Here is a 20,495-nt window from a genome sequence, read left to right as displayed (position 1 = left end):
GTGACGGTATTAAACGCCTCTGGGTGGATGAGGCCCCAACGTCGGGAAGCCGTTGCGGATCCGGATCTCGGTCCGGGTTCCTTGCGTGGCGCGGATGGTCGGGCCTGGAAAAATACCGTTGTACCCGGCCACGGTGGTGGACAGTCCGGGCACGAACTGCGCCTGGCCCAGCTGCTGGGTCAACGCATAGCGCTCATACGGCCGCGACGGGTCGCCGTCGTCGAACCCGGTGTCGAAGGGCCGCAGTTCCGGCGGACGGCGAAAGACCGCGGCGTAGGGAATGGGCATGTTCTTCGTCGCCAGTTGACTGGATGTCAGCGGCGGTGCTGTGGGGGTGGGAGTCGGAGACGGGGTCGTCGATGAAGTCGGGGACGGGGTCGCGTCGTCTCCCTTTTTAAGGCCGGCCAGGCCGAGGGCGCCGACGGCTCCCATCCTAAAGATGTCTCGTCGTGTGGTCATGGTCCCTCCATGCGGGGCATTGAACTTATGTCGATGTCGATAAATTTTTCGACGGAACGAGATCGCCGGCAGGCGGGTCCGCGCAGACCCGCCGGCCGGCGATCTCAAAATGCTGCTACAGCCGCGCACCTGTGGTGAAGGTCCAGGTCCGGGTTGTCAGCGGGTTGCCCGCCAGATCCCGGACGCCAGTGGTGCCACCGGTGATGGTGACCCGGTACTGGGTGTTCGGGAGCAGGGGACCGTTCGGGTTGATCGTCAACGTCCTCGTGGCGGCGTTGAACGACACCGCGGAACTGAACTGCGCCCCGGTGGATACCCTTTCGACCCTCACCTTGCCGGCTACGTTGAAGCCAGTGATGGCTTCACTGAACCTGGCGGTCACATTGGCCGCACGCCGCACCCCGGTGGCTCCCGCAGCCGGCGTCGTTGCAGTGATGATCGGCGACGGCCCGGTCGTGAAGGACCAGGTCACCGGGGTCATAGTGTTCCCGGCTGCGTCACGGACTCCCGAGAGAGTGGCCGTGTACACACGGTCCGTCAGCAGCGTGGCGTTCGGATTCAGCGTCGCAACCCGGGTCAGCGGGTTGTACGACACCACGGCGGGGATCAACGTGGTTCCCAGCCGCAGCTGGAAGTTGGTTCCCGTCACCCCGGTCACAGGTTCGCTCAACGTCGCCGTGAGGTTTGCTGTCCGGCTGGCCGCGAGGGCGCCCGAAGCGGGGACCCTGGCCGTGACCGTCGGGGCCACCGTGTCCGGCACTGCCGGAGTAACAGCCGCCGAGCGGGCCGAGAAGGCCCCGGTGCCCACTGCGTTGATCGCGGCCACATCGAACGTGTACGCAGTCCCGTTGGTGAGGCCGGTGATGACGACGGTACCCACATTCCCGGCAATGGCCTGCGTCTTCGCCAGAACTGCGCCGGCGAAGGCGCGCACGCTGTAGCCCGTGATCGCCGATCCGCCGTCCGTGCCGGGCGCCGTCCAGGTCAGGGTAGCCGAAGCATCCCCGGCCGTTGCGGTCCCGATCGTCGGAGCACCGGGAGTAACGGCCTCGGCCGGAGTCACTGAGTTGGACACTGCCGAGAACGGGCTGTCACCCAGCGCGTTGGTTGCCAGCACCTGGAACCGGTACTGGGAACCGTTCGTCAGACCGGTCACCGCCAGGCTGGTTGCCCCTGCCGGAGCGGTTCGCAGCGTTCCGACCTGGACACCGGCCGGGTTCGTCGTCACGTCCAGCACCTTGACCGAGAAGGAGTCTGCCGCCCCGACGGTCGGGGCTGTCCAGTTGACCGTTGCCGACGCGTTGCCGGCGGTCGCCGTGCCAATGACGGGGGCATTGGGAACCACGGTGTCGGAGAACTTGAGAAATTCGATATTACGGAGGGTATCCGTTCCATCGATGCCCCCACCGTTATGTGCCACTGTCGTGACAGATCCCGGTGAGCCGAGCGTACCGTCCCCACCGGTCGTAGTGACGGTGTAGTTTGCCCGGACATCTGAGAACTCGGCGACGTCCCGTCCACCGGAGCCCATCAGGATCTCACGGACAGCCACAATGTTTCCGGGATCTACGGTGCCGGCGAAGACCGCTTCCTGGAGAGTTTTCCCTATCAGGACGCCAGCTGCGTCGCGCAGATACCGGCTGGTCATGGCGCTTTGCCCCGGTTGGGTCACCGACGCACTGCCGATCTCGGTGGACGGGTCGGCCGCGTTGGTCCGGACACTCAGCCGCACGCTGAGGTAAGCGTCGCCGTCGATGACGTCATTTCCACCGCGTCCTTCGATAACGTCGCTGCCGGAGCCGCCCAGCAGGATGTTGCCGTCGCCCCAGACGTTGGTGCCGCTTAGCAGCGGGCAATCGCCCGAAGCCGAGTTCGCGACCACAGACGCCAAGGGCGTGTTCAATGGCGGCAGGATGGCGGCGAGTCCGGAAATCCGGTCCACTCCCGACTGATCCAGCACGTCACACCCGATGAAACCGCCCCCGCCAACGGCGCTGGGTACCAGGCTGTCGCCGCGAAGAGTGTCGTTGAAGTCCCAGCCGGAGAGCGCTTCGACCTCATTAAACCTGTCCCGCACGCCGATCTGAAGGATTCCCAGCGGCGGGAGCGGCAGGGACAGGTCGGCATCCTGCGGTTGCGGATCCCCCAGGCCGATCTCCCAGTCGTAGCCGGAAGCGCCGGCCACCTTTTCGACGCCGGGACCGGCCACACCGATATCGTCGCCGCCTTCCATGTCGTAGTCGTCGTCCCCGCCCTGGCCGATAAGGATGTCGTGACCGGGCCGCTGGGAGTCATCCAGGAAGAAGAGGTTACCGCTGTCTCCCTGCAATAGGTCCGGTTGGTCTCCGCCCTCGATCCAGTCGTTGCCGCTGTCGCCGAAGACGGCATCTTCACCTTGTCCGGCGATCACGAAGTCATCACCGGTGCCGGCAAACGTCACATTGCTGTTGGCCCCGCCATTGCTAAAGTCGTTGCCGTCACCGCCCATGATGATGTCCAGCCCGGGCCCTGCCTCGATCGCGTCATTGCCTGGCCCGCCCTTCAGGACGTCGTCACCGGCCAGATCGGTAATGATGTCATTGCCATCCCCTCCCAGGACGACATCGGATCCGTCGCCGCCCTCGATGATGTCGTTGCCTGGACCACCCCAGAAGGTGTCGTTGTCGACGCCACCGTAAATCCGGTCGACGCCGTCCGTGCCGTTGTAAACGCCCTGGCCGTTGATCCCGGCCGGGTCCACGGTGTTGCGTGCCCGGTACTTGATCGTGCCGTCGGGCTGGCGGATCAGCAGCGCTTTCTCGTTGCAGTCTGACTGCGGATCATCCGCCACGGTGTTACCGAAAGACGCAAAGCCCGCGGACGTTCCGGCCAGGTTTTTGAGTTCAAACTTGCAATCCGCCGTGGCGAAGGCGTCGGCCTTCAGCGTGTGCACGTTCGTGTTGCGCATCATGAGTTCGGCGAAGGAGTTTCCTTCCAGTTGCGTTCGAAGGTTCATTCCCGGCGTGCGGGCAAGATAGTAGAACCGGTCACCGTTCTGGAGATCCGTCAACTGCTTTTCGAAGACGTAGTTGAAGGTGCTGCCGAGCAGACCGCCGAAGAGGTTTGTCCGTTCGGCCAGGCCGCCGACCCACAGGTCAACATTATCCAGACCCGTGGTGGATTGCGTGCCGCTGTTGGCCCATTCGTCGATACTGTTCATGAATGCCGCAGCGTCGCCCGGGGCGACGTCGCCGTTGAGCACATCCGGGTTGACAATCAGACGTGCGGCTTCCCGCTTCCCGGCCAGGGTTGTTGCCCCGGTGATTGACGGGTGCCGTCCGTACGCCGCCACAAAGTTGATCAGGGACTCCGGGTGCTTGAGATTCTCCCCGAAATCGATCCAGTTGATGTAGGGCTTCAGCTGGCTGTCATTGGTGGCGGCGAAGATGTCCCGCCGCAGCACATTCAACCGCGGGATGCCTTCGGAGCGGGCCCTTGTCATGTTGATCGTCGCAAGATCCAGAGGCAGCCCGAGGAGCTTGTTCCGCAGAGTATCGGTCACGAACTCATCAAGTTCATTGCCGACCTGGTCCGACATTCCCATAATGACACTGCCGGCCGCTTCCTCCGAGGTCAAAGCCCCTGCATCTCCGCCGTTGGTGTATTCCGGCGGGTTGAGGAAGCCTTCGAGGAGCGAGATGTCGTTCGCGCTGCCTCCGATGTCGTCTGATGTACCGAACCTGCCGTCCGGTCCGGGACGGTCCTCATTCCTGCGCGAGATGGTCTCAGTCAGCATGGAGTGGCCGAAGCGGTAAACGGCATGGGCAAATTCAGCCGTGACCGCCGGATTCAATTCGGTCTGCACAAAAGCAAAGGGCTGGAAGGGGTTGATGGCGGGCTGGATCTTGCGGGCGAACTCCTCGAAGACCAGGTGCTGGTATTCCATTTCCGTGATGAACCGGGCGGCTTGGAAGAGCCGCTCCCCGTTCCAGCCGTTGGCGCCCGCGGCCGAATGCCATTCAGTCAGTGCAGCGGTGCCGGACGTCGACGTGTCGTTGGTGAGAGTATTCTTGATGTCGTCGACCAGGCGGTCGTGCTCAGAGTGGAAGACCTGGTGGATCGCCGTCAGGCCGATGTTTTCGTTAACTCGGCCGTCGCCCGCGGCGAAATGCGCGTTCAACATTTCGTCGTCGTAGGTTCCGGCGGGCTGGCTGGCGAAGTCCGCCGACGCAACGTTGTCCGCATCGGGTGTCAGGCAACCCGTGGGGACCCGAGGCGTAACACCGATACCGGTAGTGCACGGCCCCACCGTGCCAGGGTTCGCGTTGTGCGCAATATCCGTCATGAAGGGTGTGTTGAAGTGCAACACATTGGCCGGAACCGGCACTGGGGCAGCCTTGTTGCCTTCCACCAGGCCGGTCGAGGTGACGTACTGCGGCAGGCCGCGGGCCGGGCCCGGAATGAACTTGCCGTACGGATCCGCGGCCATCATCGGGATGTCCAGGATGTCCACGTCTTCTAGCTTCAGGCCCAGGACGATCTCGGCCTGCAGTTTGACGCCTTCCCACGTTGCCATGCCTCCTGCGGTGGGCCCGGCCGGGCCGCCGAGCAGCTTCCCGGTGGAGACCGGCTTCCCGTCGGCGTTGTTGATGTACTCACGCAGGAACACCTGGTGCGATGCATGGGAAGTGTAAGTCTGGCTCTGGTCTACCCATGGTGAGTCCGTATTAGTCGCGTTCTGGATATCGTCGATGCTCTCATCGGCGGCCGTCGCAGGATCGTCTCCCAGGACGCCGTCCGGACCCGGCTGGTTCTGGCCCCGCGTCAGCACCATGAACTGCAGGTGCGCAGGCAGGTCGTCGCCGTTGCCGCGGATACCATCCGGACCAGCTATGAGCGGATCGTCGGATTTCAGCGGAACGAACACGGTGCCGCCGCCTTTGACGGTCTGGTCGACGCCGTGGTCGAAAAACTGCCCGAACAAGGTGAAGAGCGAGTTATATGGCGGGGACAGACCCACATCGGTTGTCACGTTCGGGATAAACAGCGTTTGACGGGACGGAACGCAGCCCTCGGGGACTCCCGCCACAGGCTCGGCGGCCAAGGGCTCCGGATCCGTTGTGCACGGGACGACACCGGTGTTTCCCTGGGTCCTCACCGGGTTGCCGGCCGCCGCCACGGCTGCCGGATTGGTCGACGTCTGATCGACGATCAGGTTGCTGATCATGCGGGGTTCAGAGTCGAAAACGGACCCCTTTTTTTGCTTGTACGACGTTGGTCCCGGAGGACCGAACGCGGGGGAACTGAACTCAGCGTCCTGGAATACGGGAGTCGACAACCGCGGGAAGGTCTGGTCGGCCGCGCCGAAGTTCTCCTGGCCCGGCTGGAGGTTGTTGCAGGAGCCGTCCACCGTCCGCAGTCCCTGGGAAACCAGCGGACTCGGAATTTGGTTCGGCCCCGCTCCCACCAGCGCCCCGCATGGGCCGGTGGCCGACGTTGTGTTGGCTACGTGCGCTTCGGAAATCTTGATTTGCTTGAGGATGAAGGCCAGGTCCGCTGCCGTGACGGTGAATCCGGCGCCGACGGGCGCCTGCGCCGCATTGGCGCTGACAACGCTGGACGTGAGTCCGAGAAAACTTAACAGCGCCATCGCTGTCCCTGCTGCGACTACGCGGGTTGGTCCGGCGAAGACTCGGCCCTGACCTTGAACCCTCGAATATGCGAACACATTCATTGCACACCTGCCTCTTGGAGTGAGTGATGGTCAAGAGTGCGGCCAGATTCTTGGGGAAAACTTGGACTTTTAGAGCCCGGTCATCGGCCCGTGAAAGCGGCGGATGTCGGCTGACGAGAGGCCGCTTTATAGAAAAGTTATTCTTGGAGGAATGGGACGCGTGGGAGCAGCAAATTGCCGGCATCACAGCACGGATAGCGCTCCTTGCAATTAATTCACGGCCGGCAAAGGAGCAGCGTATCCAAAAAAAATAGAGCTGACGGAATAGTTACAGGCCGCACGGCAATTCTCACCCTGGCAGCAGCCTGTTGATGCTTGCGGGGCCTGCCGTTATGCACCATATTTTTCACGCCAACGCTTCGACCGGATATCCGGGAAGACGCCTGCGTGGGCGCTTTTCACGGGGCAGTTTGCACGGACCCCCAACGATTGATAAGGGGTCTAAATGTGCGATTTGTGGGAATCTGAGATTTCTTCGCGCGATGGCCAACCCTCAACATGGCGGACTTTTTCCGGTGATTCCGCAGGCCAGGCCCGCGTCCGTCCGCTGCTGCCACATGGTAACGCGATCCTCGGCCGCCTGAGGACGGATCCGGTCGCGCCGAGTCTCTCCCGCAATCATTTCGGCATATTCCCCAAAGAATTTGTCCGCGGTGAGCTGAATCAATACCCCAAGAAGCGCTTGTTTAGCAGTTAAATGCACGCTTCGAGGCCAATGCCACACGCGGTATTTGACTGTCTATCAAAGCAAAAAAGTAATTTTTGGAAGGTTGTCCGGAACGTTTATTCTGGAGCCGTAGACGTCTCCGGAGGCCGCGAGGAACGGCAGTGAGCGGCAGTGAGCGGCAGTACGAAACTATTTTCCGTCGCTGCTAGAACACACAGACCGCAGCGGCGTCGACATTCTTTGCCGGGTCAACGGAAATCGACGACCGGGCCGGAAATTTTGGTCCGCGCATTCAGCGAAGTTTCCAACCGGCCGGGCACGCGAGTCCGTAACATTGCTCGCGACACGGTTCCGCGCCTCGCTCCATGCCGGTCGACGCGCGGGGATCGGCCTGAGAGTAAAGTGCATAGTGGTAGCTCCGCACGCCTGCCCAACCCGGCGGTGCTAGCAGAAGGGATGTTTACGTGACCCGCAAGAACCCTCGGATCGAAGAGACTGACGAGAAAGACCTCGAAGTCGGAGATGGTCCGAAAAGTTGGGCTGCCGGCATTCCCGGCGTCCTGCATTCCATGATCCCGGCCATCGAGCACATGGGCGTGAACCGCACCCGCAAGACGGTGCTCGCGATGAACCAGAAAAAGGGCTTCGACTGCCCCAGTTGCGCCTGGCCGGATCCGGCCCACCGCAAGACGTTTGAGTTTTGCGAAAACGGGGCCAAGGCTGTCACTTGGGAGGCCACCCCCGTCGTTATCGGCTCCGAGTTCTGGGCCGAACACCCGGTCAGTGAACTGCGTAAACGCAGCGAGTACTGGCTGGGAATGCAGGGCCGCCTGACGGAACCGGTCTACAAACCGGCCGGCGAGGATCACTACCGGCCGATCAGTTGGGATGAGGCGATCAAGCTGCTGGGCAACAAACTCAAAAGCCTGGCCTCGCCGCACGAAGCCGTGTTCTACACCAGCGGCAGGACGTCCAATGAGGCCGCCTTCGCCTACCAGTTGTTCGTGCGGGGTTACGGCACCAACAATCTCCCCGATTGCTCCAACATGTGCCATGAATCCTCGGGCTGGGGCATGGGGCAGACCATCGGCATCGGCAAGGCAACGGTCTCCTTTGAGGATTACGCCAATGCAGACCTGATCATCGTGATGGGCCAGAACCCGGGCACCAACCACCCGCGGATGCTGACCGAGCTGGAGACCTGCAAGGAAAACGGCGGCGAGATCGTCGCGGTGAACCCGCTCCCCGAGGCCGGCCTGCGCCGCTACAAGAACCCGCAGAAGGTCAAGGGCGTCGTCGGGCGCGGCACCGAGATCGCAGACCAGTTCCTGCACATCCGCATTGGCGGCGACATGGCGCTGCTCCAGGCCGTGTCGAAGCGCGTCCTCGACGCCGAGGCCAAGAACCCCGGGACAGTCCTGGACCACGATTTCCTCAACAAGCACTGCGAGGGACTCGAGGAGCTCCGTGAACACCTCGCTCTGCTGGACGAGGCCGCCGTGCTCGAGGCCACCGGGCTCCGCATCGAAGAAATCGATGAACTCGCCGCCCGCTACCTCAAGGCGGACAAAGTCATCATCACCTGGGCGATGGGCATCACGCAGCAGAAAAAGGGCGTCGCCACGATCAAGGAGATCATCAATCTTCTCCTGCTGCGCGGCAACATCGGCAAGCCCGGCGCCGGCGCCTCGCCTATCCGTGGACACAGCAACGTCCAGGGCGATCGCACCATGGGCATCTGGGAGCAGATGCCAGAATCCTTTATGGACGCCATGGCCAAAGAGTTCGACTTCGACCCCCCGCGCGAGCATGGCGTTGACGCCGTCCAGACCATCGAGGGCATGCGCGATGGCCGGCTCAAGGTTTTCTTCGGCATGGGCGGCAACTTCGTGGGCGCCATCTCCGACACGCAGGCCACGGAGGCCGCGATGGAGAATACGGAAATGAGCGTCCAGGTTTCCACCAAGCTCAACCGCTCCCACACCGTCACGGGGGCCGAGGCCCCTCATCCTGCCCACGCTGGGACGTACCGAGATCGACATCCAGGAAAGCGGTGCGCAGTTTGTTTCCGTTGAAGACACCGTCTGCGCGGTGCATGGTTCATGGGGCAGCGTGGAGCCGGTCTCGCACCACCTGCTCTCCGAGACTGTGATCGTTAGCCGCCTCGCCAAGGAGGTCGTCGGAGACAAGGTCAAGGCCGACTGGGATGGGTTCGAGCGGAACTACGACGTGATCAGGGACCACATCTCCCGCGTAGTGGCCGGCTGTGAGAACTACAACGAGCGGATCCGCCAGGAAGGCGGCTTCATCTTGCCCAACGGCCCGCGGGACTCCCGCACGTTCCCGACACCTTCGGGCAAGGCCGTTATCACGGTGAATCACCTGGAGCCGGTGGAACGGCCTGCGGGGACCCTGATTCTGCAGACCATGCGGTCCCATGACCAGTTCAACACCACTATCTACGGCCATAATGACCGGTACCGCGGGATCAAGAAGGGGCGCCACGTGGTGTTCGTCAATCCTGAGGATATTGCCGAGCTTGGGCTGGCCGACGGGCAGTTCGTGGACATCCGCGGCGAATACCAGGACGGGACGGAGCGCGTCATCCGCAAGTTCCGGGTGGTCTCCTACCCCACCGCCCCGGGATGCGCTGCAGCCTATTATCCCGAGGCCAACGTGCTCGTGCCGCTGAACCACACCGCGGAGGGCAGCAACACGCCTATCTCGAAGGCGGTCATTGTCCGGCTGGAGCCCAGCCTGGACCAGACGCCGGACAGCGCCGAGAACTCAGCGGCAGGGGCAACGGCAGCCCATTAGCGGCCCCGACGTTCCTTGAGCTGCAACACGAACGAGGCCGCCGCCTTGCCGGGCGGCGGCCTCGTTCGTGTCCCGCACGCCGTACTGCCGGCGGTGCGCGCCCGCCGGTGTGCTGCCGGGGCGGTAATGCTGCAGAACGGTCTTATTGCGCGGTCTTGGACCAGCCGTGTTCGTCGGGGCCGCCGGACTCACCGTTGGCGGTGAGCTGGAGAACTTTCTCCGCCGCGGTGGCTGCAGCCTCATGAGAGTCTTTGCGTCCGTGGATGGAGACTGTGCCCGCCGCGTATCCCACGATGAAGGCACTGACCGCACCGGCGTGCGGGCCCCACGGACCGTACCGACTGCTCGGCGACCTCGATGATCTTCTCGTGGTCGACCTCCAGATCGAGAATCTGCAGGGCCTGGATCAGCCGGCTGCTCCATTGCCTCAGATCGCTGGCTTCCTCACGGGACAAGGTCATTGCTGCTCCTACTGTTGGGGCTGCCCACGGGCGTTCGCCGGGTTCACCGGATTAGTCTCCCGGTGACACCGGCCATTCTATGAGTCGACGTGGGAAGATCGCCAGCACCATACCCCGCGGGGCGTAAGCTCGTGGGATGGCGAGATACTTCGATGTGCACCCCCAGAATCCCCAGGCACGTTCCATAGGCCAAGTGGTGGAGATCATCCGGTCAGGCGGCCTGATCGCCTATCCCACCGACTCCTGCTACGCCCTCGGCGCGCAACTGGGAAACAAGGAAGCGCTGGACCGGATCCGGACGATCCGCCAGCTCAATGACAAACACCACTTCACTCTGGTCTGCAAGGACTTCGCCCAGCTGGGACAGTTCGTGCAGATCGACAACGATGTTTTCCGCAGCATCAAGGCCGTGACGCCGGGCAGCTTCACGTTCATCCTGCCGGCGACCAAAGAAGTTCCCAAGCGGCTGCTGCACCCGAAGAAGAAAACTGTCGGCGTGCGCATACCCGACAACCCTGTCGTCCAGGCCCTGCTGGCTGAACTCGGCGAACCGTTGCTCTCCAGCACGCTGTTGCTCCCGGACGAGGAGGAGCCCCTGACCCAGGGCTGGGAAATTAAAGAACGCCTGGACCATGTGGTGGATGCCGTAGTGGACTCCGGCGATTGCGGAGCGGAACCGACCACGGTCATCGATTTTTCCGGCGGCGAAGCGGAAGTCGTGCGCCGCGGCATGGGCGACCCATCCCGGTTCGAGTAGCGTCAGACGGCGCCAGCCCGGCATTCTGGGAAGTGCGTCGCCCTGCTACGCGGACGGTGAGTTACCGGAGGTTGCGCCGGTCGATTGTGCCGTGACCGACGGCGTACGGTTCCGGAGCCACCGGCGGATAAGGTCGCTGACCGCCATAAGTCCGGCGAGGGGCGACAAAACCGCAGCGGCGTAGACGAACAGGAGCCAGCTGAGAATGGTCACGGGTGACTGCCCGGTGCTCAAGAGGGAGAGCCCGCCCAGCAGCCCAAGCGTCCAGAAAAGGACCACGCCGAAGAGCACCGCCGCCGCGGGGAAATACTCGTTGGTCACAACGGCTTTCAGCTTGTCCATGGTTTCTCCTCCTGCCTGCCGGCAGGAAAAGTCCGGGCGGGCCACTCCCATTATGGGGCCATCGGAGGGAGGTTGCCGGACGAACCCCGGGCACGTGACGAAACTAACGGGCGGCGCGGCTGGATCCCTGGCGGGACTTGCAGTCAGCCCCGTGCTAGCGCAGCCGGACTGCATGCGGTGCGGCAGGTCAGACGGCGGCCCGGACCCTCTGCAGGAAGGCGTCAAGAACGCGCCCGGCGTGCTCGTGCATGCGCTGGGACTCGGCCGCGGGCTGTTGCCGGCTCTTGGACCCATTCATGCGATCGCCCAGGTACAGCAGCGCTGCGAGCACCTCGGAGAGCTCCGTGTTGCCTTCCGCGCGTTGCCGCAGGAGCCTCAGGTGAGCCGCCTGCAGGGCAGGCCCGGGGGCGCAGCCGAGGTCATGATCAAAGAGCCGGCGGCACCGGTCGTAGGCAGAGAGCCCTTCCACGGGAAGACCGGCCTGTTCATAGGCCGTGACAAGAATCGTCCACGCCCGTTCGTTGAGCGGCTCGGCACGAATGGCCGACTGGGCCAGGTTCACAGCGTCATCAGGCACGCCCAGCGTCGCCGCGGTCTCCGCGGCGACAATTTGCGCTGCGACCTTGTCGGCAGCGTGGCGGATCCGGGCCTCCTCCGCCCAGTCTGAGGCGAGTTCGAAGCCGAGCAGTGGCTCGGCCGAAATTTGCAGCGCTTCGAGCAGCAGCGGGTACGCCGCAGCGGGCTCCGAAACACCGGCGGCCCGCACCAGTTTGTGGAAATTCGAGAGATCCAGATCCACCAGTTGCGGATCCAGAACGTAACCGCTGTTTGCGGTGCGGAGCGGGCCGGTCTTGGTCTGTCCTGGCTGGATCGCCCGGCGGATGCCGCTGATATAGCTCTCTAGGGTTGCGACGGCGCCGTCGCTTGCGCCCGCGCCCCAGAGTTGCTCAATCAGGCTCGTTTTGGAAACCGGCGTACCAAGATTCAAGAGCAGTATTTCCAGGATGTGCCGGGGTTTGCAGCCGCCCATGTCCGCCGCCGTCAAGGCAACCCCGTCCCGGCGAACCTCAAACGTTCCGAAGAGGCGCACTGAAATCGATGGTGTGGGTCCGGTCTGGTTTTGCACGATATTCTCCGTATTCCCCAGGTAAAACGAACTTAATCGCTCGGGGGAGGGACGCAACAACATCGGAACTAGACGGCGCTGCTACACTGTTCCCTCCGACTTTCCAATGTCACCGTGTCACGCCTGAATGGGCGCAACAAGCGATGTCGCTACCCGACTTCGGGCCCCGAAAAAGACGGGTACAGCGGTTAGTAGTCCCGCGTAGCCTGCGTTGGCCGGATTGCAAGTAGTTCGATGGCGCGGCAAGTAGTTTCCCGCGGTAGTCCCAGTAGTTTCCGGAACGATGCTCCGGGGTGGAAACGATCGGACTTCCCCCCGGCATCCGGCGGTGACCGTGGCCCCCGCAGCATGTGCGGCCCAGGCTCCTGCACGGGGGCCGGGGAGGGGGCCGGCTGCAAGAATTCATTCCGACGTCGATCCCCCGCTAGGCTCGGAGCAGACCAGCCAACCCAGCAACAGGAGCTCCCGCGTGCACGCAGCGCCCCGTTCACCCGATCCCTTGCCTCCAATGGGCCTCACCTGGGGCATTAAGCGAAGCTTCGTTGATTACATCAAGGAGCTCCCTGACGGAACTGTGGCCGTCTCCGCCGGTGCCACGATGTCTGAGGCCGGACGGTTCAGCTTCCCGGCCGCCGGCTCGGATTACGACGTCCTTACCGGTACCGGGGTCCTTCGCTTCCGGGGGGACGTCCGCCTTGCAGGCCACCACGGCATGCTCCTTGTCCGGTTACTGGATCCTTGGGTCGAGTTCTCCGGTGGCCGCGGAATTCTTTCCATCAGCACCGGCGCTGGCCAAGACCGTGCCGAGCTGGGGTTCCTGCAGGCGTCAGCCCCCCGAGCACTCGCCGGGTTCCTGGTCTGGGAGCAGGCTGAGGTACTGAACTCCCCCGACGGCGCCGAACTTTTCGACGGCCAATACGCCGCCGGACAGCCGATGGACGTGCTGTCCATCCGCGTCCCGGCGTAACAGGCGTCCCGGCGTATCACCGGAGTCGTCCCCGGGTTTTCGGCGTCGGGAGACGGGCAGGCAGCGCCGGCATCGATACGCTGGAAATCCCAGCCGGCCACCACGGTCCGAAATTCGTCAAGGAGGCGCTCCGTGCCCGAGTCCGCCATCGTGGACCACGAGTCCCGGCAGCACGTGCGCAGCGCCCTGGCGACGGGGGACGGGATCGTCCGCGAGGGAGCGGACTGGACCGACTTCGAGGAGTGGTTTGACCGGCGTTTTCCCGAACTCTGCAAGTTGTTCCACGGCCTTTACGGCGTCCGGGAAGACTGGCTGGCGCAGCTGACCGCCCTGGTGGTGCAGGCCGCACGCTCCTGGTCGGAACGGCCGGCGGAGCTCAAGTCCCTGGACGCCGAGCGTGCAACCAACCCCGACTGGTTCCAGTCCGATGAAATGCTCTGCGGGGAGGCACAACATTCCGGCGGGAACCGCCTGGATAAACTACGTTCGGAGCCACGATGACATTGGCTGGACGTTTGCGGACGATGACGCCGCCGAACTCGGCATGAGCGGGTTCGAGCACCGCCGGTTCCTGAATTCTTTCTACGTCGACCGGTTCCCCCGGCAGCTTCGCCCGCGGCGTGCCTTTCCAGGACAATCCGCGCACTGGAGATTGCCGGATTTCCGGAACCACCGCGTCGCTCTGTGGACTCGAGGACGGGTCAACCGAGGCCGTGGCCCGCATCCTCCTGGCGCACTCGGAAGCCTTCAGCACCGGCGGCATTCCGCTGCTGTACCTCGGCGACGAGGTGGGCCAGCTCAACGACTACGGGTATGCCCTCGAAGACGGACACGGCGCGGACAGACGTTGGGTGAACCGGCCCCACTACCCGGAGCAGCAGTATGCGGAGCGCCACGACCCTGAGACGCCGTCCGGTGCTGTCTTCGCCGGGCTGCAGCGCATGATCACCGCGCAATCGGCGACGCCGGAACTGGCCGGCACCCGGCTAATCGACTCTGCCACGAACAACCGCGCCGTCCTGGGCTACCAGCGGCCCGGCGACGGCACCACCATCCTGGCCCTGGCCAACTTCAGCGACGCAACCCAGTCGGTCTCCGCGGAGACCCTCTCCGGGTTCGCGGCCGAGGCGGTCGACATCCTGACCGCGGAGAACCTGCGCCTTGACCAGGGCATCGTGCTCAGGCCGCACGGGTCTGTATGGCTCCGTTCCCCGGCCCAGCCCTGATCCCGACCACCGCGGGGCTCAAAACTGCCCGATGATGCGTGTGAATAGTGGTGCGGCAGAACGCCGCCAAAGGAAAATTCAAGGTACCGGCCGCACGCTGGTTGAGGAGAGCGTGCGGCCGGAGTCTTTGAAACGCCAGCCCCGGCACCGGCATACGGTGTGCCCAAACCGCCGGTGTGTCCGAACCGCCGGTGTGTCCGAATTGCAAATAATCAGACAGGCAGGCTTCCGGGTCTTGCCATCACTATGACCCTGTCTCCTGAGAAGGGACTGAGAATGGACGGCAGGCCGGCCCCGGACCGGCGGTTCCGGCAGGCTCCCCCGGCCTCGGCGTGCCAAATGCAGAACCCGCCGCAGAACCCGGATATCTGACAATGGAGAAGATCCTGCCCGCCAATGGTTGTCCGTACCTCCGCGGTGCAGCATTCTTGGAACATGGAAGAGGTCATATCCGCCATCACGGGCCGAGCCACCGGCAAAACGCGGTGGGGTGTTCGAAAGAGCTCCACCGCCGTCGCCGTCGGTGTTGTCGCCGTGGCGCTCCTTCTGGGCGGTGTGCTCCTCCTGGTGCTGCTGCAGTCGTCGTTGATCGCTTCGACCAATACGACTGCCCGCCAGAAGGCACAAAGTGTCATTGTGGAGCTTGAGGATGTGGATGTTTCCGATGCCCACGAGTACATGCTGGCAACGGCACGCGCCGGCCAGTACGTACAGTTGCTGGACCCTGCCGGTTATGTTGTTGCCAGCTCCGACCCGATAGCCGCCTATTCGCCGCTGTCCGCTCAGCGCCCGGGACCTGGCCGGACGCTGAGCCAGGATGTGTCCAGTCTGCCGACCCTCGGCGACCAGGATGATTTTCACCTCGTCGCCAGCGGCTCGCCGGGCGGCTATACGGTGATTGTGGCCCAATCCACCCAGCTCCGGGCGGACACCATCGCCACCGTCGCCTGGTTTATGCTTGGCGCCACACCGCTGTTGCTGGGCATAGTGGCGGGTTCGGTCTGGCTGCTCGTGGGGCGCTCCCTGCGCCAGGTCGAAACCATCCGCGGCCAGGTGGCAAGGATCGACGCCGAACGTCTGGACGAGCGGGTGGATGTTCCGTCCACGCACGACGAAATCCGAGCCCTGGCGCTGACAATGAACACCATGCTGGAGCGGCTGCAGGCATCAGATCACGAACAACGCCGGTTCGTTTCAGATGCCAGCCACGAGCTTCGCAGCCCGCTGGCCACCCTGAGCGCGGGGCTGGAGATCGCCGCGGCGGACCCGTCCGGCGCGATGTGGCTCGAGATGAAGGATGTCCTGTCCCAGGAGACGGCCAGGATGCGGTACCTCGTGGAAAGCCTGCTGACGCTGGCGAAGGCGAATGACCACGGACTTACCCTGGACGAGACGGACGTGGACCTTGACGACATCGTGGACCTGGAGGTCCGCCGGCTGCGCTCCACGAGCCGGAAGGAAATCCGGGCGGAACTGATTCCGGCCCGGGTCCGGGGCGACGCCAACCGTCTCGCCCAGGTACTGCGCAACGTGTTCGATAACGCCGAGCGGCACGCGCTTTCCCGAATCACGATCCGGCTGAGCACCTACGGGGATGCTGCCATCGTGACAGTGGACAACGACGGGGCGCCCGTGCCGGAGCCGGACCGCGACCGAATTTTTGAACGCTTCGTTCGGCTGGACTCGAGCCGTTCCCGCGAAAGCGGCGGCAGCGGCCTCGGCCTCGCCATCGCCGCAGGGATCATGACCGCCCACCGCGGCTCCATCCGCACGAGCGAGGGGCCCTCCGGCCAATGCCGTTTTGAAATGGTCCTACCGGCGCCCGGACTGGTTACGGCGCCGGCCCCCGCGGCCCGCGGTTCGCGCCGGCACCGGCCGCCTGCCTCTAGTCGGCGCTGAGCATGTAGCCCATGCCACGGACCGTCGTCAGGCTGTGCACACCGAAGGGCAGATCCAGTTTGCGCCGCAGATATCCGATATAGACCTCCACCACGTTGTCCCCTCCCTCGAAGGCCGGATCCCACACGTTGTACAGTATCTCCGCCTTGGAGACGATCTGATCGTGCCGGCGCATCAGATACTCCAGAAGCCCGAATTCCCGGGCTGTGAGGCTGACCGTGGTTTCTCCGCGGCGGACGCTGCGCTTTGCCGGGTCCATGGTCAGGCTGCCCAGGGTCAGCAGGACCGGGCGTACGGGCGCCCCCCGCCGGATGAGCGCCCGAATCCGTGCAACGAGGACCAGGAAGCTGAACGGCTTGGTCAGGTAGTCGTCGGCACCCAGATCGAACGCATCCGTCTGGTCGTATTCGCCGTCCTTGGCGGTCAACATCATCACCGGCGTCCAGATCTCGTGTTGCCGCAGTTCCTTCAGGACGTCGTAGCCGTTCTTAAGCGGCAGCATCAAATCCAGCAGGATCGCGTCGTAGGTGTTGTCGATCGCGGCGCCCAGGCCGGACAGCCCGTCATGGGCCAGATCCACGACGAACCCCTCATTTTTCAGCCCCCGGCGCACCGTCTCGGCCAGGGCCTTCTCATCCTCCACCATCAGAATCCGCATTCGTGGACTCCTCTCCTGTGGACAGTATGCCCGCTGGCCCCCGCTTTTGGGCCCCCTCTTGCGTCCGGGGACCGCCGGACGGCTCCGCCAAGGCCGGTCCGGGAACTCTATGACGGCCCGGCATCACATCCCCCGTGCATTGTTATCCGAGGTCAGAGACTCCCGCCCCCGGATGTTGTGAGGGTCACTCCCCGAATGGCGCCGGTCCCCGGCAAACGCACAGTACGATGCTGTACCGTTCAATCCCGGCAAGCCGGAGTAACACCGAATACAACAGCAATGGAAAGAGCAGCGCACAGTGGCAACAGATTATGACGAAGTACGGTCCGACGTCGCGGAATCCCGCAACGCTTCCCTGGAGGCCCTCCGCTCCGCGAACGCGCCAGATGCCCGAAGTGTGGTGCGCGAACTAGACGAGGCGGATACCTCCGAAGGAGTGGAACTGCCAGGTGCGGATCTGTCGGGTGAGGAACTGACAGTTACCGTCGTCCCGCAGAAGGACGACGAGTTCACCTGCTACTCATGCTTCCTGGTCCGGCACCGGTCCCAATTGGCCCGCGAAAAGGCCGGACATGCCTACTGCGCGGACTGCCTCAGCTGACAACCCGGCTCGACGAGGCCCGGATACCTGCGGGACGGATGGCGGCGTGCGCGGGGCCTCCGCCACGCAAGCCGCCTGCGGCTGCTTCACAAAGGCGCCAACAACGTACCGTACCCGCCGGTATATAAATGTTCCGATAAGCTCCTGATCGACGATTCGGTGCCTGCCGGCAGGGCGCCGGCGCTGGCCACGGACCCCGGGCCCGGCCCCGCCAGCAACGGAGGAAGCCTGATATGACCCACGACGTCGATGCGGACGCCCACGAACGGCAAGGCTACCGGCCCGGACTCCGCAGCCGGAACCCGGCGTCCGTGGGCATCCGGTCCGCGGCGGCGGATACCGGCCGAACGTGGAGCCTGAAACGGGAATGGTCCAAGGCTCTCGTGCTGATGCTCGTGACGCTGCTGGTAGGAGTATCCGCCACACTGTTCGGTGTCCGTGGCGTTTCGGATCAAGTGCTGGGAACCGGCGACCGCCTCCGGCTCGTCTCTGAGACGGTCACGGGACTGCGCTCGGCCCTTGAAGCGCACGAACTGGCCGGCATCCGGCTGTTGGCTGGCTCCGGTTCCGAGTCCGAAGATTTCCTGAAACAGCAAAGAGAGATATCCCGCCTGCTTGACGACGCGACGGCGAAACTTCCGACGGAACGGATGCGGGCAGCCGCTGCGCAGACGAAGGACACGTGGCAGGCCGGCCTGAGAGCGCATTCCCTCTGGGGCGGCCAGGTCGCAGTCCTTCAGCCGGGAACCCCGGAGACGATCTCGGCCTACGCCGCCGGGAGTGCCAGCGCCCGCGCAACGCTGGCCCAAATCGAGCGGATCTCGTTCGAGGAGATGGACACTGGGCTCGCCGGCGCCACGGAGCTTCATCTGCTGGTTTTCGCGGGGCGCTGCGCACTCCTGATCATTCTCGCCGTCGCTGTCCTGTACCTCCGCCGCCGTCTGACCACCTTCCTGATCAGGCCAGTCGAGGACCTGCGCCGTGGCGTCCAGAAACTCCAAAAGGGCGACTACAGCCACCGCGTCGACGTCGTCCGGCGTGACGAGCTGGGAGAGCTTGCGGAGGCCTTTAACACCATGGCCGAAGCCGTGCAGGTCAGCCATCGGGCCCTCAGCCACCGGGCCAACCACGACCCCCTCACCGGGCTGGGCAACCGGACCATGCTGACCGAGCGCCTGGCCGACGTATTTCGCGGCCAACCCGGCAGTGAGGCCGGACACGGAGGCCTGCTGATCATTGACGTCGACAACTTCAAGGCAGTCAACGACTCGCTCGGCCACGAAGGTGGCGACGCGCTGCTGATCGAATTCGCCCACCGGCTGAGGACCTGTTTGCGTGCCGGAGACCTCGTCGCCCGGCTGGGAGGCGACGAGTTCGCCGTCGTGGTCATGGACGACGGCGATGGGGCCCGCACCACCGGCGTCGCAGCCCGGATTCACGAAGCGCTGCACACACCATTCACCATCGGCGACGTCCGGCTCAAGGTTTCCGCCAGCATGGGTGCCGCCGAGCGAAACCCGGCCACCGGAAGCCCGGCCGAGCTGCTGCGGCAGGCAGACTTTGCCATGTACATGGCAAAGCGTGGCGGCAAGGGCCGCTATCAGCTCTTCGACGCGCGGAGCGACGACACCATGTCGTATCGGGCTGCCCTGCGGACCGATCTTCCTGCCGCGCTTGCCGCCGGGCAGCTCGGTCTCGACTACCAGCCGGTGATCGATCTAGGTTCCGGCGCCATCGTCGGGGTGGAAGCCGTGGTGCGCTGGGACCATCCGACGCAGGGACGCTTGAGCCCGGCTGACTTCATGCCGCTCGCGGAGGAAACCGGCGACATCGACGAAATCGGCGTTTGGGTGCTGGAAACCGCCGTCCGCCAGGTGGCCGGCTGGCGACGGTCCATGAGCCACTGCGAGGATCTGTGGGTGTCGGTCAACGTTTCAGCCCTGCAGCTGTCCAGCGCGAAGTGTCTGGCACGCCTCGAGGGTATCCTCGCTGATCCCACGATCTGCCCGCAGCGGGTGGTGCTCGAAGTCACCGAAACAGCTCTCGCGACGAACATCGACAGCGGGATCATTGCCATTAATCGGCTCAAGAGCTACGGCGCCCGCCTTGCCATCGACGATTTCGGGACCGGCTATTCATCGCTCAGTACCTTGGCTGCATTGCCGGCCGACATCCTCAAAGTTGACCGCTCATTCCTGGCAGGGCATTCCAGAGACGCAGCATCAGCGGCCATGCTCGAAGGCATCCTTGGCCTCGCCGGCAAGCTTCAGCTCGAGGTGATTGTCGAGGGTGTCGAAAACATGGAGCAACTGGATGTGCTCCGCGGGCTCGGGTGCGGATTGGGCCAGGGATATTTTCTGGCCGGCCCGGGCCCATCCACTGTGATCGAAGCCCTCCTCGCCGCCGGGACCGGGAACCGCGCACCGGACCTCAGGTAACACGGCGCCCTGCCGGGCCCGCGACGGCGTCATTCCTGGGCGACTGCGGCTGGCCTGCGACGATGAGGACGCTGCGCTCATCCTTGCCGGATCTGGGCGGGCCGGGCGGCGAGGCGGCTGGCCGGCCCCTGGATCACTGAGCCGTCGGGGGCAAAACGGGAACCGTGGCAGGGGCAGTCCCACATTACGTCGGCGGAGTCGGTCAGGATGAGTGCCGCCGCGGTGCCAGCCATCCACCGGCGCACCTGCGGTCCGCGGTGCGGACTATTCCGAAGTGATAATGGACGGAAGCTGGCTCGAAGCAGCGGTGGTTTATGGGGCCGGCGGACTCAGCATCCACGGCATCCACGGCATCCACGGCAAG

General features: G+C 64.2%; 14 protein-coding genes and 1 pseudogene. 8 read left to right on the top strand and 7 right to left on the bottom strand.

The features are described from left to right. Positions 1 to 9: 9 nt before the first annotated feature. On the bottom strand, positions 10 to 459 hold the full coding sequence (locus KY499_RS18010; protein WP_258190905.1) for a multicopper oxidase domain-containing protein: 450 nt from the start codon (positions 457 to 459) through the stop codon (positions 10 to 12). A 115-nt stretch (positions 460 to 574) separates the two neighbouring features. Continuing rightward, positions 575 to 6,172: a peroxidase family protein gene (locus KY499_RS02205; protein ID WP_258190904.1), complete on the bottom strand. Its 5,598-nt coding sequence runs from the start codon at positions 6,170 to 6,172 to the stop codon at positions 575 to 577. 1,131 nt (positions 6,173 to 7,303) lie between these two features. Here KY499_RS02205 and KY499_RS02200 point away from each other — a divergent pair. Then, positions 7,304 to 9,656, top strand: a pseudogene (locus KY499_RS02200) (FdhF/YdeP family oxidoreductase). A 239-nt stretch (positions 9,657 to 9,895) separates the two neighbouring features. Here the strand turns inward: KY499_RS02200 and KY499_RS02195 are convergent. Continuing rightward, positions 9,896 to 10,117, bottom strand: a complete 222-nt coding sequence (locus KY499_RS02195; RefSeq protein ID WP_258190903.1) for a hypothetical protein — start codon at positions 10,115 to 10,117, stop codon at positions 9,896 to 9,898. 136 nt (positions 10,118 to 10,253) lie between these two features. Between KY499_RS02195 and KY499_RS02190 the strand changes: the two genes are divergently transcribed. Beyond that, positions 10,254 to 10,874 carry an L-threonylcarbamoyladenylate synthase gene (locus tag KY499_RS02190; RefSeq protein ID WP_123254180.1) on the top strand — a complete coding sequence of 207 codons (621 nt, stop codon included), beginning with the start codon at positions 10,254 to 10,256 and terminating at the stop codon, positions 10,872 to 10,874. Positions 10,875 to 10,919: 45 nt separating this feature from the next. On the opposite strand, the gene KY499_RS02185 is transcribed toward KY499_RS02190, so the two are convergent. Together KY499_RS02185 and KY499_RS02180 are read right to left on the bottom strand one after the other, a co-directional pair. Then, positions 10,920 to 11,216, bottom strand: a complete 297-nt coding sequence (locus KY499_RS02185) for a hypothetical protein (RefSeq protein ID WP_123254181.1) — start codon at positions 11,214 to 11,216, stop codon at positions 10,920 to 10,922. Positions 11,217 to 11,403: 187 nt separating this feature from the next. Further along, positions 11,404 to 12,342 (bottom strand): BTAD domain-containing putative transcriptional regulator, encoded by a 939-nt coding sequence (locus KY499_RS02180; protein WP_258190902.1) that lies wholly within the window; start codon positions 12,340 to 12,342, stop codon positions 11,404 to 11,406. Positions 12,343 to 12,811: 469 nt separating this feature from the next. Between KY499_RS02180 and KY499_RS02175 the strand changes: the two genes are divergently transcribed. From KY499_RS02175 to KY499_RS02165, 4 genes are all read left to right on the top strand, one after another. After that, positions 12,812 to 13,309, top strand: coding sequence for an HtaA domain-containing protein (locus tag KY499_RS02175; RefSeq protein WP_183164408.1), 498 nt, complete (start codon positions 12,812 to 12,814; stop codon positions 13,307 to 13,309). Positions 13,310 to 13,441: 132 nt separating this feature from the next. Beyond that, positions 13,442 to 13,810, top strand: a complete 369-nt coding sequence (locus KY499_RS18005) for a hypothetical protein (protein WP_123254184.1) — start codon at positions 13,442 to 13,444, stop codon at positions 13,808 to 13,810. 212 nt (positions 13,811 to 14,022) lie between these two features. After that, positions 14,023 to 14,535 carry a hypothetical protein gene (locus KY499_RS18000; RefSeq protein WP_258190901.1) on the top strand — a complete coding sequence of 171 codons (513 nt, stop codon included), beginning with the start codon at positions 14,023 to 14,025 and terminating at the stop codon, positions 14,533 to 14,535. A gap of 435 nt (positions 14,536 to 14,970) precedes the next feature. Continuing rightward, a complete protein-coding gene (locus KY499_RS02165; RefSeq protein ID WP_219886126.1) occupies positions 14,971 to 16,434 on the top strand; it encodes a cell wall metabolism sensor histidine kinase WalK in 1,464 nt (487 codons plus the stop codon). Here KY499_RS02165 and KY499_RS02160 read toward each other — a convergent pair. Next, the gene (locus tag KY499_RS02160; RefSeq protein WP_123254185.1) at positions 16,421 to 17,092 is read right to left on the bottom strand and encodes a response regulator transcription factor; all 672 of its coding nucleotides are present in this window, start codon (positions 17,090 to 17,092) and stop codon (positions 16,421 to 16,423) included. The two genes, KY499_RS02165 and KY499_RS02160, sit on opposite strands and share 14 nt — an antisense overlap. Before the next feature lie 298 nt (positions 17,093 to 17,390). On the opposite strand from KY499_RS02160, the gene KY499_RS02155 reads away from it, so the two are divergent. Further along, entirely contained in the window at positions 17,391 to 17,693 is a 303-nt protein-coding gene (locus tag KY499_RS02155; RefSeq protein WP_123254186.1) for a DUF4193 domain-containing protein, read from the top strand. A 233-nt stretch (positions 17,694 to 17,926) separates the two neighbouring features. Further along, positions 17,927 to 20,131 carry a bifunctional diguanylate cyclase/phosphodiesterase gene (locus KY499_RS02150; RefSeq protein WP_258190900.1) on the top strand — a complete coding sequence of 735 codons (2,205 nt, stop codon included), beginning with the start codon at positions 17,927 to 17,929 and terminating at the stop codon, positions 20,129 to 20,131. Positions 20,132 to 20,208: 77 nt separating this feature from the next. Here the strand turns inward: KY499_RS02150 and KY499_RS02145 are convergent, their stop codons facing one another. Further along, the gene (locus tag KY499_RS02145; protein ID WP_258190899.1) at positions 20,209 to 20,364 is read right to left on the bottom strand and encodes a Rieske 2Fe-2S domain-containing protein; all 156 of its coding nucleotides are present in this window, start codon (positions 20,362 to 20,364) and stop codon (positions 20,209 to 20,211) included. Positions 20,365 to 20,495 lie beyond the last annotated feature (131 nt).

This window comes from Arthrobacter sp. PAMC25284 (assembly GCF_019443425.1).
Lineage (GTDB): Bacteria > Actinomycetota > Actinomycetes > Actinomycetales > Micrococcaceae > Arthrobacter > Arthrobacter oryzae_A.
This window is presented reverse-complemented; position numbering and strand designations above follow the sequence as displayed.

Excerpts from the sequence above, each read along its gene's own strand:
- KY499_RS18010 (WP_258190905.1), bottom strand. The coding sequence starts at position 459 with ATGACCACACGACGAGACATCTTTAGGATGGGAGCCGTCGGCGCCCTC.
- KY499_RS02205 (WP_258190904.1), bottom strand. The coding sequence starts at position 6,172 with ATGAATGTGTTCGCATATTCGAGGGTTCAAGGTCAGGGCCGAGTCTTC.
- KY499_RS02195 (WP_258190903.1), bottom strand. The coding sequence starts at position 10,117 with ATGACCTTGTCCCGTGAGGAAGCCAGCGATCTGAGGCAATGGAGCAGC.
- KY499_RS02190 (WP_123254180.1), top strand. The coding sequence starts at position 10,254 with ATGGCGAGATACTTCGATGTGCACCCCCAGAATCCCCAGGCACGTTCC.
- KY499_RS02185 (WP_123254181.1), bottom strand. The coding sequence starts at position 11,216 with ATGGACAAGCTGAAAGCCGTTGTGACCAACGAGTATTTCCCCGCGGCG.
- KY499_RS02165 (WP_219886126.1), top strand. The coding sequence starts at position 14,971 with ATGGAAGAGGTCATATCCGCCATCACGGGCCGAGCCACCGGCAAAACG.
- KY499_RS02160 (WP_123254185.1), bottom strand. The coding sequence starts at position 17,092 with ATGCGGATTCTGATGGTGGAGGATGAGAAGGCCCTGGCCGAGACGGTG.
- KY499_RS02150 (WP_258190900.1), top strand. The coding sequence starts at position 17,927 with ATGACCCACGACGTCGATGCGGACGCCCACGAACGGCAAGGCTACCGG.
- KY499_RS02145 (WP_258190899.1), bottom strand. The coding sequence starts at position 20,364 with ATGGCTGGCACCGCGGCGGCACTCATCCTGACCGACTCCGCCGACGTA.